Genomic DNA, 18,882 nt, shown 5'->3' with positions numbered 1-18,882 from the left:
ACTTGGCGGCATGGCGGCTCCAGGTTTCCCGTACCAGGATCTGAAGGACTTCGTCGCGGCGCTGGAGACGGCCGGCGAGCTGCGGCGGGTCGACGTACCGGTGGATCCGACGCTGGAGATCAGCGAAGTCGTCACCCGGACCGTGCGGGCCGGCGGCCCGGCGCTGCTGTTCGACCGGCCCACCCGGGGCGAGATGCCGGTGGCGATCAACCTGTTCGGCACCGAACGGCGCACCGCGATGGCGCTCGGCGTCGAGAACCTGAACGAGATCGGCGACCGGATCGGTGCGATGATCAAGCCCGACCTACCGGTCGGCTGGTCGGGCATCCGCGACGGACTCGGCAAGGTCATGCAGCTCACCTCGCTGCCGCCGCGCAAGGTCAGGACCGCACCCTGCCAGGAGGTCGTCTACACCGGCGCGGACGTCGACCTGAACCGGCTGCCCGGGCTGCAGGTCTGGCCCGGCGACGGCGGCATCTTCCACAACTACGGGCTGACCCACACCAAGCACCCGGAGACCGGCAAGCGCAACCTGGGCCTCTACCGGCTGCAGCAGCACTCGCCGACCACGCTCGGCATGCACTGGCAGATCCACAAGGACTCCACCGCCCATCACGCGGTCGCCGAGCGGCGCGGCGAGCGGCTTCCGGTGGCGGTGGCGATCGGCTGCGACCCGGTGGTCAGCTACTCGGCGTCAGCGCCACTGCCCGGCGACATCGACGAATACCTGTTCGCCGGATTCCTGCGCGGCCAGCGGGTCGAGATGGTCGACTGCAGGACCGTACCGTTGCAGGTGCCGGCGCACGCCCAGATCGTGCTGGAGGGCTACCTGGAGCCGGGCGAGCGGCTGCCGGAGGGCCCGTTCGGCGACCACACCGGCTTCTACACCCCGGTCGAACCGTTCCCGGTGCTGCACATCGAATGCATGACCACCCAGCGGGACCCGCTCTACCACTCGATCATCACCTCGAAGCCGCCGCAGGAGGACCACGGGCTCGGCAAGGCCACCGAACGGATCTTCCTGCCGCTGCTGCGGATGCTGATCCCGGACATCGTCGACTACGACCTGCCGGCCGCCGGGGTGTTCCACAACTGCGTGATCGTGTCGATCCGCAAGCGCTACCCGAAGCACGCCCAGAAGATCATGTCGGCGATCTGGGGGGCCCACCTGCTGTCGCTGTCGAAGCTGATCGTCGTGGTCGACGACGACTGCGACGTGCACGACTACCACGAGGTCGCGTTCCGCGCCTTCGGCAACGTCGACTACGCCCGCGACCTGCTGCTCACCGAAGGTCCGGTGGACCACCTCGACCACTCGTCGTACCAGCAGTTCTGGGGTGGCAAGGCCGGCGTCGACGCGACCCGCAAACTGCCCACTGAGGGCTACACCCGGGGCTGGCCGCAGGAGATGACCATGTCACCGGAGATCGTCTCGCTGGTGGACAAGCGCTGGCGGGAGTACGGGATCTCGTGAGCGCCGCAGCCACCGCCGGGCCGACCGGCGCGCCCGCCGCCCCGGTCGGCAAGATCCGAGCCTTCCTGCGGCTCGTCGCGATCGAGCACTCCGTCTTCGCGCTGCCGTTCGCGTACCTGTCCGCGCTGACCGTGATGGCCCGCCTGGACGGCGGCGTCCGCTGGCTCGACCTGCTGCTGATCACCGTCGCGATGGTCGGGGCCCGGACGTTCGCCATGGCCGCGAACCGGATCATCGACCGGCACATCGACGCGCGCAATCCGCGTACCGCGGGGCGGGAACTGGTGAGCGGGGCGGTGAGCGTCCGGACGGCCTGGACCGGCGCGGTGGTCGCGCTGGTGGTCTTCCTCGGCGCCGCCGCCGCGCTGAACCCGCTCTGCCTCGCGCTCGCCCCGCTGGCGGCGGTCCCACTGGTGGTCTACCCGTACGCCAAGCGGTTCACCGACTGGCCGCACGCGGTGCTCGGGCTGGCCCAGCTGATCGGCCCGGTCGGTGCCTGGCTGGCGGTCACCGGCACCTTCGCCGGTGCCGGGCCGGCGATCCTGCTCGGCGCGGCGGTCGGGCTGTGGATCGGCGGGTTCGACCTGATCTACGCCTGCCAGGACGCCGAGGTCGACCGTGAGATCGGGGTACGCAGCGTGCCCGCCCGGTACGGTCGACGCTTCGCGCTGCACGCCTCGACGGTGGCGCACCTGGTGACGTTCGCCCTGTTCGGGTGGTTCGGCGTGCTGGTCGGCTTCGGCTGGCCGTGGTGGATCGGGCTGGCGTTGACCGCGGTGGCGTTCGGCTACCAGCATCTGGTGGTGACGCCGACCGACCTGTCCCGGGTCAACCGGGCGTTCTTCACCGCCAACGGCTTCGTCGGCATCGCGTTGTTCGCGTTCGCCCTGGTCGACCTGGTGGTACGGCTCGGCCTGCGCTGACCGTTGACCGCCCCGGCCGTCAGCGCCGCTGCCGGTAGCGGGCGCTCTCGAACGACCAGTCGATGGTGCCGCGCACGGCGTACCCGACCCCGGCCAGCAGGCCGTGCGCCGCCCGGTCGTGGTCCGGCCCGAACGGCGGCACCTCGGCTTGGCGTGCGCCGAACGCCGCCATCTCGGCCCGCCACCGGTGCGCGACGATGACCAGCGCGTCGCCGATCGGCACCCGCCGCGTCTCGGCGACCGCCACCACCAGGTTGTGACCGCCGGCGGTGGTCAGGTCGCGGGACAGTGAGAAGAGGTCGTTGTACCAGGAGAGCAAATCGTTGCCGGCGACTCGGACATCGCGCACCCGGGGGTGGTGGAAGACGGCGTCCGGCACCAGGTCGCCGGTCGCGTACTCGATCAAGGTGTACGCCACGTGCGCCGCCGATGTCGCCCGACGCAGCTCGATGTACTCGTCCAGGCCGGGCCGGTGACCAGTTGCCTTGTTCACCGCCTCGCGTACCGCTCCGTCGAGGTGCTCCGCCACCGCCTCGATGAACCGCCGGCACCACCAGTCGGGCATCGACTGACGCACGACCCGCCATGGACCGACCAGCATTCGGCGCAGCGGCCCGGCAAACGCCTGATCGGGACGCGGCTCGGGGTCGAGACGCGGCTCGGGGTTCGCGCCCAGCACCGCCAGCACCTCGTCGGCGAGTCGGCGCAACCTCCCCTCCTGCGGCTCCGCGACCCCGTCGAACTCGTCGTCGAGCAGGAAGAACCAGGCGAACATGGCGGCCAGCACACGCAGCCGGCCCACCGGCACGCTCGGATAGAGCCGGGCGGCGTACCGCCCGATTCGGGCCCCGGCGAGCCGACGATGGGTGGCGGTGCCCGGCGGCAGGCCGCACCGCTGCAGCCAGCCGGGCAGCCAGGAGTCGGCCTGCGCCGCGTACGGGGACAGCACTGTGGGCAGCGGGCACGCGGCGCGCAGCTCCACGAGCAGCTCGCCGAGCAGTTCGGCGGCCGGCTCGTCGAGGCAGGAAGAGCCGTACGGGATGTCGGGGCGGGGCGGCGACGGGGTGAATTTGCGGGAGTCCATGGGCTGCCTGCGAAGTTGCTGCCAATGTGTCCGTAAGGCGGGTCGTCTTACCCTATGGGGTGACCGGGCACCGGCGACAGCCCGCGACCAGCCACGCGAACAGGGATCTCGATGAGAAGACCATGGGTGATCGGCGTCTCCGGGGCGTCCGGTACGCCGTACCCGGCCGCGGTGCTCCGCGCACTGCTCGACGCCGGCCATCCGGTCGACCTGGTGGTGTCCCGCGCGGCCCGGCTCACCCTGCTCGACGAGACGGGCGCGCCGCTGCGGGACAGCCACTGGCGCGCCGACCTGGCCCGCTGGCTCGGCCGTGGGCTGGACGACGCGGACGTACGGTTCTGGCCGGCGGGTGATCTCGCCGCCGGGCCGAGCAGCGGCTCGTACCAGGCGCGCGGCATGGTGGTCGTGCCGGCCAGCACGGCGGCCTGCGCCGGCATCGCCATCGGGCTGTCAAAGGATCTGTTGCAGCGGGCCGCCGAGGTCAACCTCAAGGAACGGCGGCCGGTCGTGCTGGTCCCCCGGGAGACCCCGGTGACCCGCAGTCACCTGGAGCACCTGCTCGCCCTGCATGATGCGGGGGCGGTGGTGCTGCCGGCCAGTCCCGGCTTCTATGGTGCGGGTGCCGACGCCACCGCCGCCCAGTTGGTCGATTTCGTCGCCGGCAAGGTGCTGGACGCGCTCGGCGTACCGCATGACCTGTTCCGGCGGTGGTCCGGCGAGTTGGGCGCGGACCGGCCGTGACCACCGGCTCAGTACGGCCGGCGTCAGTACGGCCCGGCTGCTCCTGATCCGTTCTCGGTGTGCCGGGGCCGAGTGGTCTCCGCGCTTTCCGCCTGCATCTCCTCCAGCACGCCTTCGCCTTCGAGTAGCGCACGCACCTCGGACTCCCGGAACCGACGATGGCCTCCGGGAGTTCGGATACTGCCGATCCGGCCGGCCGCTGCCCATCGTGTGACGGTCTTCGGGTCGACACGGAACAGCGCGGCCACCTCGCCCGGCGTCAGCAGACGATCTCCAGTGTCCACGGTCCCCTCCTCGCGTCCACGACGGCTCTGGCGTGGCCAGTCAGCCCCCCGATGGACCGTGTGCCAGATGCCGTAGTGCCAGACGTACGGCCATTAGAGCACCGGCCGACCGCCGTGTCCGGGAAATGAGCAGAGCTACCCGACTGGGCAGTTGCCCGGTAGGATTAGCGCCCTATATTGTAATTCACCCCAGCTCGTCGACCAGCGGGCCACCCGGGCGGGCGACAGGCACTAGGGTCTACATCCCGTGGACGCCATCGACCTCCGGCTCGTCGATTTGCTGCGCGGCAACGCGCGGCTCTCCTACGCCGAACTCGCCCGCCAGGTCGGACTCTCCGCCCCCGCCGTACACGAACGGATCGGCAAGCTCGAAACCTCCGGCGTGCTGCGCGGCTACCGGGCCGACGCACAGCCGGAATCGGTCGGGCTCGGCGTCACCGCCCTGATCGGACTGGTCGAAGACTCAGGTGCCGACACCGAGGCGGTGCTCGACGCGCTGCGCAACATGCCGGAGATCGAATCCTGCTACTTCATGGCCGGCACCGAGTCGTTTCTCTGCCTCGCCCGGGTCGGCACCATCGCCGAGCTGGAACAGCTCATCATGCGGCTGAACCGGACACCGGGCATCGCCAACACCCGGACCAGCGTCACGCTGTCCACCAAATGGGAGAACCGGCCCCGCCCCCTGACCGGGTGATTCGACAACATCACTTGTTACCGTCTGCGAATGAACGAACTGGACCGGTACGACGACGCCGGCCGGGCCTGGGTGACCGACGCGATCGCCAAGGTCGAGGCGGACGCCAACCGGTCCGCCGACACCCACCTGCTGCCGTTCCCACTCCCCCCGTCCTGGGGCATCGACCTCTACCTCAAGGACGAGTCGGTGCACCCGACCGGCTCGCTCAAGCACCGGCTGGCCCGCTCGTTGTTCCTCTACGGCCTGTGCAACGGGTGGATCGGTCCGCAGACCACGATCGTCGAGGCGTCGTCCGGCTCCACCGCCATCTCCGAGGCGTACTTCGCCCGGATGCTCGGCCTGCCGTTCGTCGCGGTGATGCCCGCCGGCACCTCGGCCGAGAAGATCGCCCAGATCGAGTTCCACGGTGCCCGCCCCCACCTGGTCCGCGACCCGGCCGCTGTAGTGATCGAGGCACGGTGGCTCGCCGAAGACCTCGGCGGGCACTTCATGGACCAGTTCACCTACGCCGAACGGGCCACCGACTGGCGGGGCAACAACAACATCGCCGAGTCGATCTTCGCCCAGCTCGCGCTGGAACGGCACCCGGTCCCGCACTGGATCGTGGTCGGTGCCGGCACCGGCGGCACCAGCGCCACCGTCGGCCGGTACGTCCGCTACCAGCGGCACCGCACCAAGATCTGCGTCGTCGACCCGGAAAACTCCGCTTTCTACCCGGCATGGTGCAGCGGTGACTGGTCGACCTCGACCGGCCGGGGGTCGATGATCGAGGGGATCGGTCGGCCGACCGTCGAAGCGTCCTTCCAGCCGTCCGTGGTGGACCGGATGATCCAGGTCCCGGACGCCGCCTCACTGGCCGCCATGCGTATCGCCAGCGACCTGCTGGGTCGGCGGGTCGGCGGGTCGACCGGCACCAACCTGTGGGGCGCGTTCGCGCTGATCGCGCAGATGCGGGCCGCCGGCGAGCAGGGCTCGGTGGTGACGCTGCTGTGCGACAGCGGCGAACGGTACGCCGCAAGCTACTACTCGGCCGACTGGCTGACCCGGCACGAGCTCGATCTGACCCCGTACCAAGCCGTGGCCGAACACTTCCTGCGTACCGGCGAATGGCCGACCGACGTGTGTTGATCGGGATCAGGCGCGCTGCGCGAGCCCCGGGTAGTGCAGCACGAACCCGTCCGGATCCACCGTCACGTCGGCAGTGAAGCTGTCGCTGCGGTACCGGACCCGGTCAGCGCCGAGCACCGTGTAGGTCTGCTCCATCGGCATCACCTCCAGGCTCGGCACCCGGACCCAGGCCGCGACCAGCCGGTGCTCCTGCCCGGCCGGCTGCTCCGACAACCGCAACCGGCGGATCGGCAGGGTGTTGAACAGCGGCGCCGCGTCCAGATCGACGTCGAGGGCCGCGTCGAGCCGGCCCGGTTCCTCGGTGCCGGGCAGGCCGACCGGGCTGCGCCCGGCCGCCCGCAAAGCACGGTCCAGGTCACCCTGTTCGGCGGTGCTCACCCGCCACCGGCCAAGCGCCCGTTCCATCCGTACGGTCCGCAGCCAGCCGGCACCCTCGACAGTGACGGTGAGCCGGACGGCGGCCCACTGTTCGTCGGTGGCGAGTTCGTAGTGGCAGCTGTACGGCAGCGGCGCCGCCGCCACCGCCACCCCGCGAGCGGTCAGCCCGCGCTGGTCGTCGAAGAGGACCTGATCGGCACCGCCGGTGTCCGTCCGCGTCCAGACGATCGATTTCGGCAACGTCGGCATGTTCCCGACCGTACCGGCCCGACGAGCCGCTGCGGAGCGGGTCGCCGGCGCCGGTCACGCACGCGGGTCAGTAGCTGCGGCTCGGCCGCCGGTCGGTGAAGCGCCGGTCACCACCGCCGCGCCGTCGGTCACCACCGGCCCGGTCGGCACCGCCCCGGGCACCCCGCTCGCCGTCGCCTCGGAAGCGGTCAGCCCCGTCCGCCCGGGAGCGGTCGCCCCGCCCCCGGAAGCGGTCGGGGCGGTCCGGCCGGAACCGGTCCCCCCGCGCGCGAGACTGCCGGGGCGGCTCCGGCTCGTTCACGATCGGTACGCCGCTCGGCTCGGTTGCTCCGGTCAGCTCGGACAACGCGGCGTCGCCGCGGCGTACCCGGGTCTGGGCCGGCTCCACCCCGGCCTTTTCCAGCATGGCCAGGGTGCTGCGCCGCTGCTTCGGCAGCACCAGGGTGGCGACCGCGCCGGACTCGCCGGCCCGCGCGGTCCGCCCCGCCCGGTGCAGGTAGTCCTTGGGGTCCTTCGGCGGGTCGACGTGCACCACCAGCGAGACCCCGTCGACGTGGATGCCCCGGGCAGCCACGTCCGTGGCGACCAGGACGTTCGTCCGCCCTTCCTTGAACTCGGCGAGGGTACGGGTGCGTACCCGCTGGGTCTTGCCGCCGTGCAGGGCACCGGCCCGCACCCCAACCGACGCCAGCTGGTCCACCAGCCGGTCCACGCCCAGCTGGGTACGGGCGAACATCATGGTCCGTCCGGAGCGCGCGGCGATCGAAGCGGCCACGGCGAACTTGTCGCTCGGCGGGATCAGCAGCAGATGATGGTCCATGGTGGTCACGGCGGCGGTGGCCGGCGCGGTGGAATGGGTGACCGGATCGGTCATGAACCGCTGGACCAGTGTGTCGACGTCGTTGTCCAAGGTGGCCGAGAAGAGCAGCCGCTGAGCATCCGCCGGAGTCTTGGCCAACAGCTCGGTGACCTCCGGCAGGAAGCCCATGTCGGCCATCTGGTCCGCCTCGTCCAGGACGGTGATCTCGATGTCGTCCAGCTGGCAGACGCCGCGCTGGATCAGGTCACCGAGCCGCCCCGGGGTGGCCACGATGATCTCCACACCGCGACGCAGCGAATCGATCTGCCGGTCGTACGGGACGCCGCCGACCGCCGTCTTGAGGAAGACCCCGACCGCCCGGCCCAGCGGGAACAACGCGTCGTTGACCTGCATCGCCAGCTCGCGGGTGGGGACCAGAATCAGGGCTCGGGGCCGCAGTGGGCGGGCCCGGCGGCCGTCGGCGATCCGAGCCAGCAACGGCAGGCCGAACGCGAGGGTCTTGCCGGAGCCGGTCTGGCCCCGGCCGAGCACGTCCCGGCCGGCCAACGCGTCGGGCACGGTGGCGCGCTGGATCTCGAACGGAGTGGTGATGCCCTCCCGGGCGAGTGTCCGGACCAGTTGCCGGGGCAGCCCGAGCGCCGCGAAGTCAGGCTCCTCGGCCGCCGGCCCGGCGGCCGTGACCACGACGACCGGATCAGCGGTCTGGCTGGTCGCCGGCTCCGCCGGCAGGCCAGCGGCTTCGGGCACGGTGTCGAGAACGGAGGGGAACGTGCTGGGATCAGCGAAGGTGGTCAAGAAAACCTCTCAGAGCGGGGCGGATCTTCGCGAATGGCCCGTTCCGGTGTGCACCGTTGAATCGCCCGCAAGATCGCCCATGAGCACGCGGTAGCGCGCCGGGTTGATGATCGAGTGACAAGTGTACGGGTTTGCCGCGCTGCTGCCACCTGACCCGTCCGACCGGTGGGCCGACTCACCTCAGCCGATCCGGCGTCAACCGCCCAGCAGCCCGTCGAAGATGTCGGTGAAGATGTTACCCACGACGAGCACCGCGACGATGCCGATCACCACCATCACGGCCAGACCGACCACCATGGCCAGCACCACCTTGGTGGTACTGCGGTCCTCCCGCTCGGGCAGGTCCGCCCAGCCCTGGGCCAGGATGTGGCCGGTCAGCGAGCCGGAGTTCTCCACGGCGGGGTTGAACACCACGCCGCCGGGTGCGCCGGACATGCCGCCGGGTGCCCCCATCGGCAGACCCATCGTCGGATTGGCCGCTGGCCGGTTGGCAGCACCGGGTTGGGAAGGTACGCCGGGAGCACCGGCCGGGGGAGGTCCGGGCGTGTCGCTGTCGGGCCGACGGGCCCCGTACACCCGCCCGGCGGTCGGGGCCGGGGTGCTGCGTGCCCACTGCCCGTAGGCCGGCGAAGGCTCCGGCGGCACGACCGGCTCCGGCGGCGCCGGCGGCTGGTGCCAGGGCGTCGGCGGTGACTCGCGCCACGACGTCGGTGGAACCGCCGGTGGGATCGTGTAGCCGCCGGCCGCCTGGGTCATCTGGTACGCGGTCCCGGCTGGCGGCGGGACCGGCGGCGGCGGAGTCGGGCCCGGTGGATTCGGACCCGGGCCCGGCGGGTACGGGCCCGGCACCGGATCGGGTGAGGTCGGCCGTGGCGGCAACGGCGGAGCCGGGGCCGGGGCGGGTTCCGGCTCGGGTGCGGTCGGCCCGGACGGCGGTTCCGCAGGTGCGGGTGGCTGTACCGGGTCGGGGGGTAGGGCCGGACCGCTGGGCGAGGGCTCCTCGGTACGACGCGCACCGTAGACCCGGGTCCCGCCGGTCGGCACCCGGAGCGCCCCGGCGTCGCTGGCGGAGAACCGTTGCGCTCCGGCCACCGTGGCGCGGGCACGGGCCGACGCAGCCTCCCCGCCGGCCGCCGGAGGCGACGACACCGCGGCGGGTGGCTCGGTCGCGGCGGCTGCGGACGCCGACGCGGCATGGTCGGCCGGCGGCTGGTCAGTTGCGGCCGGCGGCTGGTCGGTCGTGGCCGGCGGCTGCCAGGGCAAGGCAAACGCCGACCATGCGGACGCCGGCGACGCGGACGCGGACGGCCCGGCCGCCGGTGAGGTCGGAGCCGACGGCCCGGCCGCCGACGACGACGGGGAAGACGTACCAGGCACGACCGGGACGTCGGCACTGGAGCCGGTGCCGACCGACGACGCCCACAGCGCCCCGGCCGGTGGTGGCGGTGGCGGACTGAACGGAGCCGGCAACTCCTCTGCCGGTGGCGGCGCCGATCCGGACCGGTCGACCTGGTCGGGCACCCGCCGCTGACCACCGTCGACCTGGTCCACCGACGACCAGGGCCGAGCTTCGTCCATCACTGCCTCCCGTGCCAGCTCACCGGAACACCTCCGGCCGGTGAGGAGTCCGCCGGTTTACCGTGCCATACCGATGCACCTCGGCGCAGCCGGAGTATCGGCGTACCGACCGTGGCCGTCTGTCCGGTCCTGGGCGCAACGGTCCGACCGGAGGACGTACGGTCAGCCTTCCAGCGGGCCTGCGCTCGGCGTGCCGGCCGACGTAGCCGACGCGCTCGGGCCGGCCGAAGCGGGACTCGACTCGCTCGGGGTACTGGTCGGCGTCCCGGAGCCGCTCGCGTCCGGATCCGGGGTTCCGGAGCCGCTCGCGTCCGGATCCGGAGTCCCAGAGCCGGTCGGCGACGGGCTGGGGTCACTCGGCGTCGGCATCGGACCGGGCGTGGACGGGCTGGTCGACGGTGACGGGGAAGGCGACGGCGAATCCGACGGATCCGGCGACGGCGAATCCGTGGGGTCCGGCGACGGCGAGTCGGACGGGTCGGGCGACGGGTCCGGCGATGGCGTGGGCGTCGGAGTCGGGGTGGGCGACGGGGTCGGCGATGGCGTGGGCGTCGGAGTCGGGGTGGGCGACGGGGTCGGTGCGACCTCGCGGATCACCCGGGTCGCGGCGTAGAACCGGGACCACCAGACGGTGGAGACCTTGACCACGTCTCCGGTGGTCGGCGCGTGCACCATCTTGCCGTTGCCGACGTACATCCCGACGTGGTGCACCGTCGTCCAACTGGACCCGGAGGCGAAGAAAATCAGGTCACCGGGTAGCAGTGCCGACCGGTCCACCTTGTTGTGCCGGGTCGCGTAGTACTGGTCCTTGGCCACCCGGGGCAGGCTGAAGTAGTCGGCGCCGGGCGACCGGTACGCCGCCCACATCAGGCCGGAACAGTCGTAGCGGTGCGGCCCCTCGGCCCCCCACAGGTACGGCTTGCCGAGCTGCTTGAGGGCGAACTCCAGGGCGGCGACGGCACGGGGGTGGGCGGCGGCACCGTCGATCCCGTCGATGCCCTGCCCGATCTCCTGCTCGGCGGCCTCCCGCTGGCGTTCGATCGCCACCAGCTGCTCGGTGTTCTGCTCTTTCAACGCGAGCAGCGCGGTCTCCCGTTGCTTGAACGTGCCCTCGGTGCTGCCGAACTCGCTGCGCAGCGCGTCGACCAGGGCCAGCGCCGCCGTGTAGGTCTGGTACGCCTCCTGCTCGGCGGCTGCGGCGAGCGAGACGTCCCGGTTGGCGGCGTCGGTGCCGACGCCGGGCTGCTGGCCCCGTTGCAGCCGGGACAGGGCACCGAGTCCGTGCAGGTCACCGCGGTACTCGCCGGGCGGCATCGCGGCGGCGTCCTTCAGCGCGTACGACGCCGCGATGTCCGCGTCCCGCTGCGCCTCGATCAGCGCGGTTCGCGCCTCGCGCAGCGACTGCTCGGCGGCGGCCAGTGCGGTCTCCGCCGCGGTCTGCTCCTGTTCGAGCTCGAGCAACTGCTGACCGAGCAGCGCGACCTCGGTCTCACCGGCGTAGATCTGCGCGGCGAGCGGGCCCTCCACCGGGGTGGGTGTGATGGCCGGCGCGTTGGTCGTCGGGCCGGTGCCGGGCAGCTGCAGGCCGCCGGCGGGCACCGGCCGGCTGCCGGTGTCCGGCACGGTCGCCGGCTGGGCGTACACCGGGGAGGCGAGGGCGACTGCGGTGACGGCACCGAGCAGGCCGGCCCACAGGGCCGGACTCAGCCGGACCGGAACGGCACCGACCATCACGAACCGGCGTTGCCGTCGTGCTCCGTCGCGCCGCTGGCCCACCGCCGCGCCCCTGCTTCTTCGTGCCATGCCTGCCCGCTCGCTCCCGTACGGCGCGTTTGTCCGGTGCTGATGCGCCGGAACCGAGTCGCGTCGCCTGGTGTCGCCTGTCCCACATCGGTCTTACCGCACGGGGCTGCTGATGTCGATGAGTCGTGAGGTAACGAGAAGCTGAGAGGTTGCCGGCCTGGGCATGACGCAGGTCGCTGTGCCGCCGGGCGACGAGCCGACCGACGGTCCCGGGACGTACCCTCGAACGCGGATCACGACTGATGGTCGTCGACGGCGGGTCGTCGGCGTGGCCGGCCGGGAAGGGGCGTGGCGGACGTGGACGCTGGTCGCAAGCGTGAGCTCGAAGAGAAGGTGTACGCCGGGGAGCGGCTGGACCACACCGACGGGGTGGACCTGTACGCCAGCGACGACCTGGCCTGGCTGGGCCGGCTGGCGCACCACCGGCGGACCGAGCTCAACGGCGACCGGGTGATGTTCAACGTCAACCGGCACCTCAACCTGACCAACGTGTGCAGCGCCTCCTGCGCATACTGCTCGTTCCAGCGCAAGCCGGGCGAGAAGGACGCGTACACGATGCGCATCGACGAGGCCGTTCGTAAGGCCAAGGAGATGGAGGACGAGCAGCTCACCGAGCTGCACATCGTCAACGGCCTGCACCCGACCCTGCCCTGGCGGTACTACCCGAAGGTGCTGCGCGAGCTGAAGGCGGCGTTGCCGAACGTCAAGCTCAAGGCGTTCACCGCGACCGAGGTGCAGTGGTTTGAAAAGATCAGCGGGCTGCCGGCGGACGAGATCCTCGACGAGCTGATGGACGCCGGTCTGGAGTCGCTGACCGGTGGCGGCGCGGAGATCTTCGACTGGGAGGTCCGCCAGCACATCGTCGACCACGCCTGCCACTGGGAGGACTGGTCACGGATTCACCGGCTGGCGCACAGCAAGGGGCTGCGGACGCCGTCAACGATGTTGTACGGGCACATCGAGGAACCCCGGCACCGGGTGGACCACGTGCTGCGGCTGCGCGAGTTGCAGGACGAGACCGGCGGTTTCACCGTCTTCATCCCGCTGCGCTACCAGCACGACTTTGTCGACTCGGCGGACGGCAAGATCCGGAACCGGATCCAGGAGCGCACCACGATGGCGGCACCGGCCGAGTCGTTGAAGACCTTTGCGGTGTCCCGGCTGCTGTTCGACAACGTGCCGCACGTCAAGTGTTTTTGGGTGATGCACGGGCTGTCCGTGGCGCAGTTGTCGCTCAACTTCGGCGTCGACGACCTGGACGGGTCGGTGGTCGAGTACAAGATCACCCACGACGCGGACTCCTACGGCACACCGAACACCATGCACCGCGAGGACCTGCTGCACCTGATCTGGGACGCCGGCTTCCAGCCGGTCGAGCGGGACACCCGCTACCAGGTGGTACGCGAGTACGACCGGCCGCCGGCGCTGGCCGAACGGCGGGCCGAGCCGCAGCAGATCTGGGCCTGACTGGACTCGTTCAGCAAGGCGCGGAGGCAGCCGGACCGGTCTGACTCCGCCGACAGGTGTCGACCCGCCCCGGCGCGGGTAGGACACTGCGGTGAGTCAGCCGCGTGGCATCCTGCCCCGCCTCCGTGGCGTGTGGGGCAGCTTCTGGGCGGTGCCGGCGGCGATCGCGACCGGCGCGGTGCTCGGCGCGATCCTGCTCACCGCCCTGGATCTGCGGCTGCGGCTGGACGGCTTTCTGCCGAGCGGGCCGGAGGGCGCGAGATCGCTGCTGTCCTCGGTGATCACCGCGATGATCTCGTTCACCGCGCTGGTGTTCTCCATCACGGTGGTCGCGGTCCAGCTGGCTTCCAGCCAGTACTCACCCCGGGTGCTGCGGACGTTCCTGCGCGACCGGGTCACCCAGGCCACCCTCGGCACCTTCGTCGCGACGTTCCTGTTCGCGATGGTGGTCCTCGCCGCGCTACCGGGCCGTTCCGAGGCCCGGTTGCCGGCGCTGTCGCTGGCCGTGTCGATGGCCCTGGTGCTGGGCAGCACCGGGATGTTCATCTACTACCTGCACCACATGACCGCGCTGATGCGGGTCTCGCACATGATCGCGGCGATCGGGGTACAGAGCAGGCGCAGCATCGACCGGTGGGCGCCCCGGCCGACCGATCCGGACGGTTCCCCGGACGGACCGATCGTCGACGTGCTGGCGGCACCGGATACCGGGGTGATCGTCGAAGTCGACACCACAATGCTGGCGCGGCTCGCCCGCCGATACGGCTGCGCTTTCACGGTCGAGCGGATCCCCGGTGACTTCGTCGTGGCCGGCATGCCGCTGGTCGCCGTACACGCCGTCGGTGACACCCCGCCGGGCCCGGTCGACGCGAAGCTGGCCGAGCAGGCCGTCGAGGTCGGCGTCGAACGGATCCCCGGCCAGGACGTCGGCTTCGGGCTCCGGCAGCTCGCCGACATCGCCGAACGAGCGCTCTCGCCCGGCATCAACGACGCCACCACCGCCGTCCGGGCCCTGCAGGAGGCGCACGACCTGCTGCGCCGGCTGGCCGACCGGCCGGACCGGCCGAGGATCGTCCAGGACGACGACGGGACGGTCCGGGTCCACGTCCGCCGGCAGTCGTTCGCCAGCCACCTCGCCACCTCGATCACCGACGTCCGACAGGCAGCCACTGACCAGCCGAGGGTCATCGAGCTGATCGACCGCATTCTCGCCGACCTGACCACGGCGGCCCGGCCCGAACACCGGCCGGACATCCAGCGGTGCCAGGCGGCGTCACCGGCCGCCGACGCCCCGGGAAGTCGCTGAGGAGTACCAGCGGCGACCGGCGGTGGCGGTCACCCCGTGCACCAGGGTGCTGGCCGCGATTACCAGCGTCCCGGCCGTCCACAGCCGGAAATCCGTCGCCCCCTCGGCGAAGCTGTAGGTCAGGTAGAACAACGCGGACACGCCGATCGGGCCGAACCAGCCGAGAAACACCGTGTCCCGCCACGACACGCCCAGCGCCCAGCGCCGGGCGCAGGGCCAGCACCACCGGCAGCCGGCGAGGCAGCCGACCGCCACGCCGACCAGGACCGCACCGCCGACGCCCCAGGCCGCCTCGGCCACCTGCTGTCCGGCCGGCCGGGCGGCGGCCAGGCCAAACCGGCGCTGACCACCGCCATCCCGGCCATGCCCAGGGTCAGCAGCACCCCGACCGGGCGGGTCACCGTCAGGTACCCGGTGGCGGGAAACCGCAGCGCCACCGCCATTAGCGACACGGCCAGCAGGATCCGGCTGGCCTCCCGGAGCAGGCCGATGGTGTCGTGGTGGGACGGATCGATCAGCCCGGACACCGGGCCGACCAGGACGCCGAGCAGCAACGCGAGCAGCGGTTCGCTGACCGGTGCGCGGCGGATGGCGCTCGACCAGAAGGCCAGCAGTACGGCGAGCACGCCGACCAGGGCATAGCTCAGGTGCAGCGGATGCATCCGGACACCTTCACCGCAGCGGTAGGCGGCTCAAACCTGGCGGCGCCGACCCTTGGTGCCCCGTACCACCGGGGGTCGGCTGCCATCTTGGCCGGCTATCCGGGTGGCGGCCCGGCAAACCTGGTCCGGGTGCGGCACCGGCCCAGGCGTACCCTCGTCCTGGTCATGATGGAATCGAAGAGCGACAGTCTTCCGCGCCGGGACGCCGCGGGTCGGGTGGTCGCGTTGCCGGATCTGCTCGGCGTGGTCGGCGCCGGCCTGGTGATCGGCCTGGTCGTGCTGCTGCTGTTCGACGGCGTGTTCACGCTGATCGGCGACGGTCGGCTCGGCCAGTCGAACGGCTGGTTGGCGGTGATCCTGCCGGCGTGGCTGTTCGCCGACGACTTTCGGGCCTGGGCCGGCGGCTCCGTCCGGTTCGTCGCCGCCGCCGTGGCGACCGGGGTCGGGGTCGCCTCCGGGCTGCTCGCCGCCGGGATCGCGGCCGACCTGCCGCCGACGGCCGGCGGCGGGATCGGGGCAGCGGTCTTCGCCCTGGTGTACGCGGCGGTCTGGTTCCATGGCGTCCGGTGGCTGGACGGCCGGTGAGGAGAGGCATGAGCCCTGCGGTGAAGTACACGCTCGGCCGGATCGGGCTGTTCGTGATCGTCGTGCTGGCCCTCTGGCCGGTCGACATCAACGTCTTTCTGAAACTTATGATCGCGGTCATTTTCTCGGCCGCGTTGTCCTGGTTTCTGATGCGCGGTTGGCGGGACGAGATGGCGCAGCAGATCGCCGAGTCCGCCGAGCGTCGCCGGTCTGAGAAGGAACGGCTGCGGTCCGCTCTGGCCGGCGAGGACCAGACCGACGGTACGGCCGGCAAGCCCCAGGAGGATTCCTAGCATTCGCCCACCGGCCCCGGTAGATCTGGCACTGCGTGGGTCACTCAAAGCAGACCTTCAACCAACGGGTGACCGTACGGCCGGCCCCAGCCCAGGGCCGGTCGCCCGCGAGACAGTCGGGTAGCTCCCTAGCCGGGCAGTTGTGCTTCGATCGCGGCGACCACCGCGTCGTCGGTCGGCTCGACCCGGGGCCGGAACCGGCCGACCACCCGGCCGACCGGCGCGATCAGGAACTTCTCGAAGTTCCACTGGATGTCACCGGCCGCACCGTCGGCATCGGCGGTTTCGGTCAACTCGGCGTAGACCGGGTGCCGGCCGGGCCCGTTGACCTCGATTTTGGCGAACATCGGGAACGTCACCCCGTACGTCGCCGAGCAGAACTCCTGGATCTCCTCGGCGCTGCCCGGCTCCTGGCCACCGAACTGGTTGCACGGGAAGCCGACCACCGAGAAGCCCCGGTCGGCGTACCGCTCGTGCAGTTGTTCCAGGCCGGCGTACTGCGGGGTCAGCCCGCACTTCGACGCCACGTTGACCACCAACAGTGCCTTGCCGGCGAAGTCCCGCAACGAGCCGGGCTGCCCGGCCAGGGTGGTGAGCGGAATGTCGTAGATCCCCACGTCTCGATCCTCTCTCCCGCCCAGTGCGCTCGCACCGGCCGGCCGTCGTACAGGTAGGCGACGTGTCCGTGATCGGCCGCCGCGAGTGCACACCGCACCCGCCTGCCAACATAAGCTGCGGCCGCCCTCCGACCGCCTCGGGGCAGACGAGCCCGCGCCCGGTTCCGGCGCGGTGGACTGCCGGGAAATCGGCAGCGACGCGACGGTCAGCCGCGCCGCCACTTCTGGTTGGCCCCGCCGTGGCACTCGTAGATGATCAGGCGAGCACCGTCGGCGGTGTTCCAGTCGACCACGTCGACGCACTTGTTGGCCTGCGGGTTGACCAGGTCACCGGCGCTGGAGAGCACCCACTGCTGGGCCGGGTTGCCGCTGCAGGTCGCGAGCTGCACCACGGCACCGTTGGCGGTCGAGCCCCAGGCGACGTCCATGCAGAGGCCCAGTGCCCGGATGGTGCCGTCGCCGGGGAAGGTCCAGTTCTGCGCGTTGGTGCCGTTGCACCGGTACAACTGCAGGTGCTGGCCGTCGACTCCGTTGGAGTTCGGTACGTCGATGCACTTGCCGGCGAGCCCGATGATCCGGCTGGTCTGGCCGCCACCGGTGGTGGTCAACGACAGCCGTAGCGGGACAGGATCTCGAGCTTCCACATCCTCAGCTTCGACGAAGGGCCAGGGGTGGTCTACATCGAAGGGCTGACCGGAGACCTCTACGCTGAAGGTGAGGATGTGCAGAGGTGCGCCAAGGTCTTCGACGACCTGCGGGCATCTGCCCTGTCACCCGCAGCATCGACCGAGATGATCAAGGACCTCCGGGATAGGGAGACACCATGAAGGCACTCGACAACCAGTGGCGCACGAGCAGCCGCAGCGGCCACAACGGTGCCTGCGTGGAGGCGAGGTACGTCGACCAGGCCACCGAGGTGCGTGACAGCACGGACCAGGCTGGGCCGGTGCTGTCCTTCACCCCGACCCAGTGGACCGGCTTCGTCCAGGACATCAAGACCGGCAGGTTCGAAGCCTGACACCCGTCCGACCGGTTCTCCTGACCGCCGCAGGCGGGTGCACCCTGGTCCATGCCGTCGGCATCCTGACGGACAGTCCGGTCTGGCGCTATGCCGAGGTGCTGGCGATCGGTCTGCTCGTCGCCTACGCCGTGGTCAGCGGGCTGCCGACGCCGCGCTGGACGGTGCCGGCGGCGCTCGCCGTACTGATGCTGGACGCCGCCCGGACGATGCCTGCCGACCAGGCCGCAGGCTACGGCTGGCAGGTGCTGCGGCCGGATACCGCCGGCGTCGACCGGTTCGCTGGCGTCGAGGCGGGCCTCGCCATCTGCTGGGCGTCGCTGACCGCGGTGGCGATACTGCTCGCGGTGTGGCACCGCCACCCCCGGCGGCGCCGGACAGCGGTCGCCACAGCACTGGCAGCCGCGGTGATCACCGGGTACACGGTGATCCGGATCTCTGCCATCTGGCTGACCTTGGCGGCGGACCACCGTGACCACCCGACCGGGGCGGACCTGGCCGGCTCGGTGATCGCCGTGAGCCTGGCGGTGCTGCCGCCGTTGGGGCTCGGGTTGGCCGCGCTGGCGCTCGCCACGGCGCTGGCCGGGCACCGCCGGTGGCTGGCCTCGGCCGGCGCGGCGCTGCTCGCCGTCACCGCGCTGCCCCAGGTGGACGCGGCCATCCGAGCTGTGCCGCTGCCCCTGTACGCGGGCGACCAGCTCGCCTGGTCCGCCGCCTACGCCGTCGGGTCCACCTGGTGGACGCCATCGGCTGTCCCGGCACTCACCGCGTTGCTGGAGCTGACCGCGTACCTGCTGCTTGTGACGGGCTTGACCGGTCTCCACCCGCCGACATCCGCTCCACGGGCCGAGGCAGGCCAGTAGCGGCGGTGAGCCCTCGGGGCCACTGCCGCACTGACCGCCGGCCGGATGGCGGGCACCTATGCTCCACAAACGAAAACCGTTATCATCGCCATGCCGGTTCCCGAGCGAGGAGGC

Annotated in this window: 21 protein-coding genes and 1 pseudogene; 13 read left to right on the top strand and 9 right to left on the bottom strand. The window is 71.4% G+C overall.

Going from position 1 to position 18,882, the window contains the following annotated elements; all coding sequences use genetic code 11:
• Positions 1-10: 10 nt before the first annotated feature.
• Together ACFHWS_RS25915 and mqnP are read left to right on the top strand one after the other, a co-directional pair.
• Positions 11-1,474: a menaquinone biosynthesis decarboxylase gene (locus ACFHWS_RS25915; RefSeq protein ID WP_416550675.1), complete on the top strand. Its 1,464-nt coding sequence runs from the start codon at positions 11-13 to the stop codon at positions 1,472-1,474.
• A complete protein-coding gene (gene mqnP / locus ACFHWS_RS25910; protein ID WP_416550677.1) occupies positions 1,471-2,397 on the top strand; it encodes a menaquinone biosynthesis prenyltransferase MqnP in 927 nt (308 codons plus the stop codon). Before ACFHWS_RS25915 ends, mqnP begins: the two co-directional genes overlap by 4 nt.
• 19 nt (positions 2,398-2,416) lie before the next feature.
• On the opposite strand, the gene ACFHWS_RS25905 is transcribed toward mqnP, so the two are convergent.
• Complete coding sequence (locus tag ACFHWS_RS25905; protein WP_416550679.1) at positions 2,417-3,481, bottom strand: terpene synthase family protein; 1,065 nt, start codon at positions 3,479-3,481, stop codon at positions 2,417-2,419.
• Between the two features lie 111 nt (positions 3,482-3,592).
• Between ACFHWS_RS25905 and ACFHWS_RS25900 the strand changes: the two genes are divergently transcribed.
• Positions 3,593-4,222, top strand: coding sequence for a UbiX family flavin prenyltransferase (locus tag ACFHWS_RS25900; RefSeq protein WP_416550681.1), 630 nt, complete (start codon positions 3,593-3,595; stop codon positions 4,220-4,222).
• Positions 4,223-4,245: 23 nt separating this feature from the next.
• Here ACFHWS_RS25900 and ACFHWS_RS25895 read toward each other — a convergent pair whose 3' ends face one another.
• Positions 4,246-4,506, bottom strand: coding sequence for a BldC family transcriptional regulator (locus ACFHWS_RS25895; RefSeq protein ID WP_347403703.1), 261 nt, complete (start codon positions 4,504-4,506; stop codon positions 4,246-4,248).
• 247 nt (positions 4,507-4,753) lie between these two features.
• Between ACFHWS_RS25895 and ACFHWS_RS25890 the strand changes: the two genes are divergently transcribed.
• Together ACFHWS_RS25890 and ACFHWS_RS25885 are read left to right on the top strand one after the other, a co-directional pair.
• Positions 4,754-5,203 (top strand): Lrp/AsnC family transcriptional regulator, encoded by a 450-nt coding sequence (locus ACFHWS_RS25890; protein WP_416550684.1) that lies wholly within the window; start codon positions 4,754-4,756, stop codon positions 5,201-5,203.
• 30 nt (positions 5,204-5,233) lie between these two features.
• Entirely contained in the window at positions 5,234-6,334 is a 1,101-nt protein-coding gene (locus tag ACFHWS_RS25885; protein WP_416569297.1) for a PLP-dependent cysteine synthase family protein, read from the top strand.
• Between the two features lie 6 nt (positions 6,335-6,340).
• On the opposite strand, the gene ACFHWS_RS25880 is transcribed toward ACFHWS_RS25885, so the two are convergent.
• The 3 genes from ACFHWS_RS25880 to ACFHWS_RS25870 form a co-directional block, all read right to left on the bottom strand.
• Positions 6,341-6,961, bottom strand: a complete 621-nt coding sequence (locus ACFHWS_RS25880) for a putative glycolipid-binding domain-containing protein (RefSeq protein WP_416550688.1) — start codon at positions 6,959-6,961, stop codon at positions 6,341-6,343.
• Between the two features lie 67 nt (positions 6,962-7,028).
• Positions 7,029-8,465, bottom strand: coding sequence for a DEAD/DEAH box helicase (locus ACFHWS_RS25875; protein WP_416551080.1), 1,437 nt, complete (start codon positions 8,463-8,465; stop codon positions 7,029-7,031).
• A 306-nt stretch (positions 8,466-8,771) separates the two neighbouring features.
• Entirely contained in the window at positions 8,772-9,332 is a 561-nt protein-coding gene (locus ACFHWS_RS25870) for a hypothetical protein (protein WP_416569296.1), read from the bottom strand.
• A 337-nt stretch (positions 9,333-9,669) separates the two neighbouring features.
• On the opposite strand from ACFHWS_RS25870, the gene ACFHWS_RS25865 reads away from it, so the two are divergent.
• The gene (locus tag ACFHWS_RS25865) at positions 9,670-10,107 is read left to right on the top strand and encodes a hypothetical protein (RefSeq protein ID WP_416569295.1); all 438 of its coding nucleotides are present in this window, start codon (positions 9,670-9,672) and stop codon (positions 10,105-10,107) included.
• A 209-nt stretch (positions 10,108-10,316) separates the two neighbouring features.
• On the opposite strand, the gene ACFHWS_RS25860 is transcribed toward ACFHWS_RS25865, so the two are convergent.
• Entirely contained in the window at positions 10,317-11,957 is a 1,641-nt protein-coding gene (locus ACFHWS_RS25860; RefSeq protein ID WP_416550694.1) for a C40 family peptidase, read from the bottom strand.
• A 297-nt stretch (positions 11,958-12,254) separates the two neighbouring features.
• Here ACFHWS_RS25860 and mqnE point away from each other — a divergent pair, with 297 nt between their 5' ends.
• Positions 12,255-13,424: an aminofutalosine synthase MqnE gene (mqnE, locus tag ACFHWS_RS25855; protein ID WP_416551081.1), complete on the top strand. Its 1,170-nt coding sequence runs from the start codon at positions 12,255-12,257 to the stop codon at positions 13,422-13,424.
• A 91-nt stretch (positions 13,425-13,515) separates the two neighbouring features.
• A complete protein-coding gene (locus ACFHWS_RS25850; protein ID WP_416569294.1) occupies positions 13,516-14,730 on the top strand; it encodes a DUF2254 domain-containing protein in 1,215 nt (404 codons plus the stop codon).
• Here ACFHWS_RS25850 and ACFHWS_RS25845 read toward each other — a convergent pair.
• A complete protein-coding gene (locus ACFHWS_RS25845) occupies positions 14,698-15,030 on the bottom strand; it encodes a hypothetical protein (protein ID WP_416550698.1) in 333 nt (110 codons plus the stop codon). The two genes, ACFHWS_RS25850 and ACFHWS_RS25845, sit on opposite strands and share 33 nt — an antisense overlap.
• Before the next feature lie 530 nt (positions 15,031-15,560).
• Here ACFHWS_RS25845 and ACFHWS_RS25840 point away from each other — a divergent pair.
• Both ACFHWS_RS25840 and ACFHWS_RS25835 read left to right on the top strand, forming a co-directional pair.
• Complete coding sequence (locus tag ACFHWS_RS25840) at positions 15,561-15,977, top strand: hypothetical protein (RefSeq protein WP_416551082.1); 417 nt, start codon at positions 15,561-15,563, stop codon at positions 15,975-15,977.
• Between the two features lie 8 nt (positions 15,978-15,985).
• The gene (locus ACFHWS_RS25835) at positions 15,986-16,270 is read left to right on the top strand and encodes a DUF4229 domain-containing protein (RefSeq protein ID WP_416550702.1); all 285 of its coding nucleotides are present in this window, start codon (positions 15,986-15,988) and stop codon (positions 16,268-16,270) included.
• A 128-nt stretch (positions 16,271-16,398) separates the two neighbouring features.
• Here ACFHWS_RS25835 and ACFHWS_RS25830 read toward each other — a convergent pair whose 3' ends face one another.
• Together ACFHWS_RS25830 and ACFHWS_RS25825 are read right to left on the bottom strand one after the other, a co-directional pair.
• Entirely contained in the window at positions 16,399-16,887 is a 489-nt protein-coding gene (locus ACFHWS_RS25830; protein ID WP_416550704.1) for a glutathione peroxidase, read from the bottom strand.
• 206 nt (positions 16,888-17,093) lie between these two features.
• Positions 17,094-17,521 (bottom strand): annotated as a pseudogene (locus ACFHWS_RS25825) (ricin-type beta-trefoil lectin domain protein); the annotation flags it as partial.
• A gap of 37 nt (positions 17,522-17,558) precedes the next feature.
• On the opposite strand from ACFHWS_RS25825, the gene ACFHWS_RS25820 reads away from it, so the two are divergent.
• The 3 genes from ACFHWS_RS25820 to ACFHWS_RS25810 all read left to right on the top strand — a co-directional run bounded on the left by ACFHWS_RS25820 (position 17,559) and on the right by ACFHWS_RS25810 (position 18,768).
• Positions 17,559-17,714 (top strand): Scr1 family TA system antitoxin-like transcriptional regulator, encoded by a 156-nt coding sequence (locus tag ACFHWS_RS25820; protein ID WP_416569293.1) that lies wholly within the window; start codon positions 17,559-17,561, stop codon positions 17,712-17,714.
• A complete protein-coding gene (locus ACFHWS_RS25815) occupies positions 17,711-17,905 on the top strand; it encodes a DUF397 domain-containing protein (protein WP_416550714.1) in 195 nt (64 codons plus the stop codon). Before ACFHWS_RS25820 ends, ACFHWS_RS25815 begins: the two co-directional genes overlap by 4 nt.
• Positions 17,906-18,003: 98 nt before the next feature.
• Positions 18,004-18,768 carry a hypothetical protein gene (locus ACFHWS_RS25810; RefSeq protein WP_416550716.1) on the top strand — a complete coding sequence of 255 codons (765 nt, stop codon included), beginning with the start codon at positions 18,004-18,006 and terminating at the stop codon, positions 18,766-18,768.
• Positions 18,769-18,882 lie beyond the last annotated feature (114 nt).

Source organism: Micromonospora sp. LOL_013, assembly GCF_048060315.1.
In the GTDB taxonomy this organism is placed as follows: Bacteria; Actinomycetota; Actinomycetes; order Mycobacteriales; family Micromonosporaceae; genus Micromonospora_E.
The sequence above is the reverse complement of the archived record's forward strand: the minus strand, read 5'-3'. Positions and strand labels throughout refer to the sequence as shown.

Coding starts and splice junctions, on each gene's coding strand:
- ACFHWS_RS25915 (WP_416550675.1), top strand. CDS start 11: ATGGCGGCTCCAGGTTTCCCGTACCAGGATCTGAAGGACTTCGTCGCG.
- ACFHWS_RS25905 (WP_416550679.1), bottom strand. CDS start 3,481: ATGGACTCCCGCAAATTCACCCCGTCGCCGCCCCGCCCCGACATCCCG.
- ACFHWS_RS25900 (WP_416550681.1), top strand. CDS start 3,593: ATGAGAAGACCATGGGTGATCGGCGTCTCCGGGGCGTCCGGTACGCCG.
- ACFHWS_RS25885 (WP_416569297.1), top strand. CDS start 5,234: ATGAACGAACTGGACCGGTACGACGACGCCGGCCGGGCCTGGGTGACC.
- ACFHWS_RS25880 (WP_416550688.1), bottom strand. CDS start 6,961: ATGCCGACGTTGCCGAAATCGATCGTCTGGACGCGGACGGACACCGGC.
- ACFHWS_RS25870 (WP_416569296.1), bottom strand. CDS start 9,332: ATGACCCAGGCGGCCGGCGGCTACACGATCCCACCGGCGGTTCCACCG.
- ACFHWS_RS25860 (WP_416550694.1), bottom strand. CDS start 11,957: ATGGCACGAAGAAGCAGGGGCGCGGCGGTGGGCCAGCGGCGCGACGGA.
- ACFHWS_RS25840 (WP_416551082.1), top strand. CDS start 15,561: ATGGAATCGAAGAGCGACAGTCTTCCGCGCCGGGACGCCGCGGGTCGG.
- ACFHWS_RS25835 (WP_416550702.1), top strand. CDS start 15,986: ATGAGCCCTGCGGTGAAGTACACGCTCGGCCGGATCGGGCTGTTCGTG.
- ACFHWS_RS25815 (WP_416550714.1), top strand. CDS start 17,711: ATGAAGGCACTCGACAACCAGTGGCGCACGAGCAGCCGCAGCGGCCAC.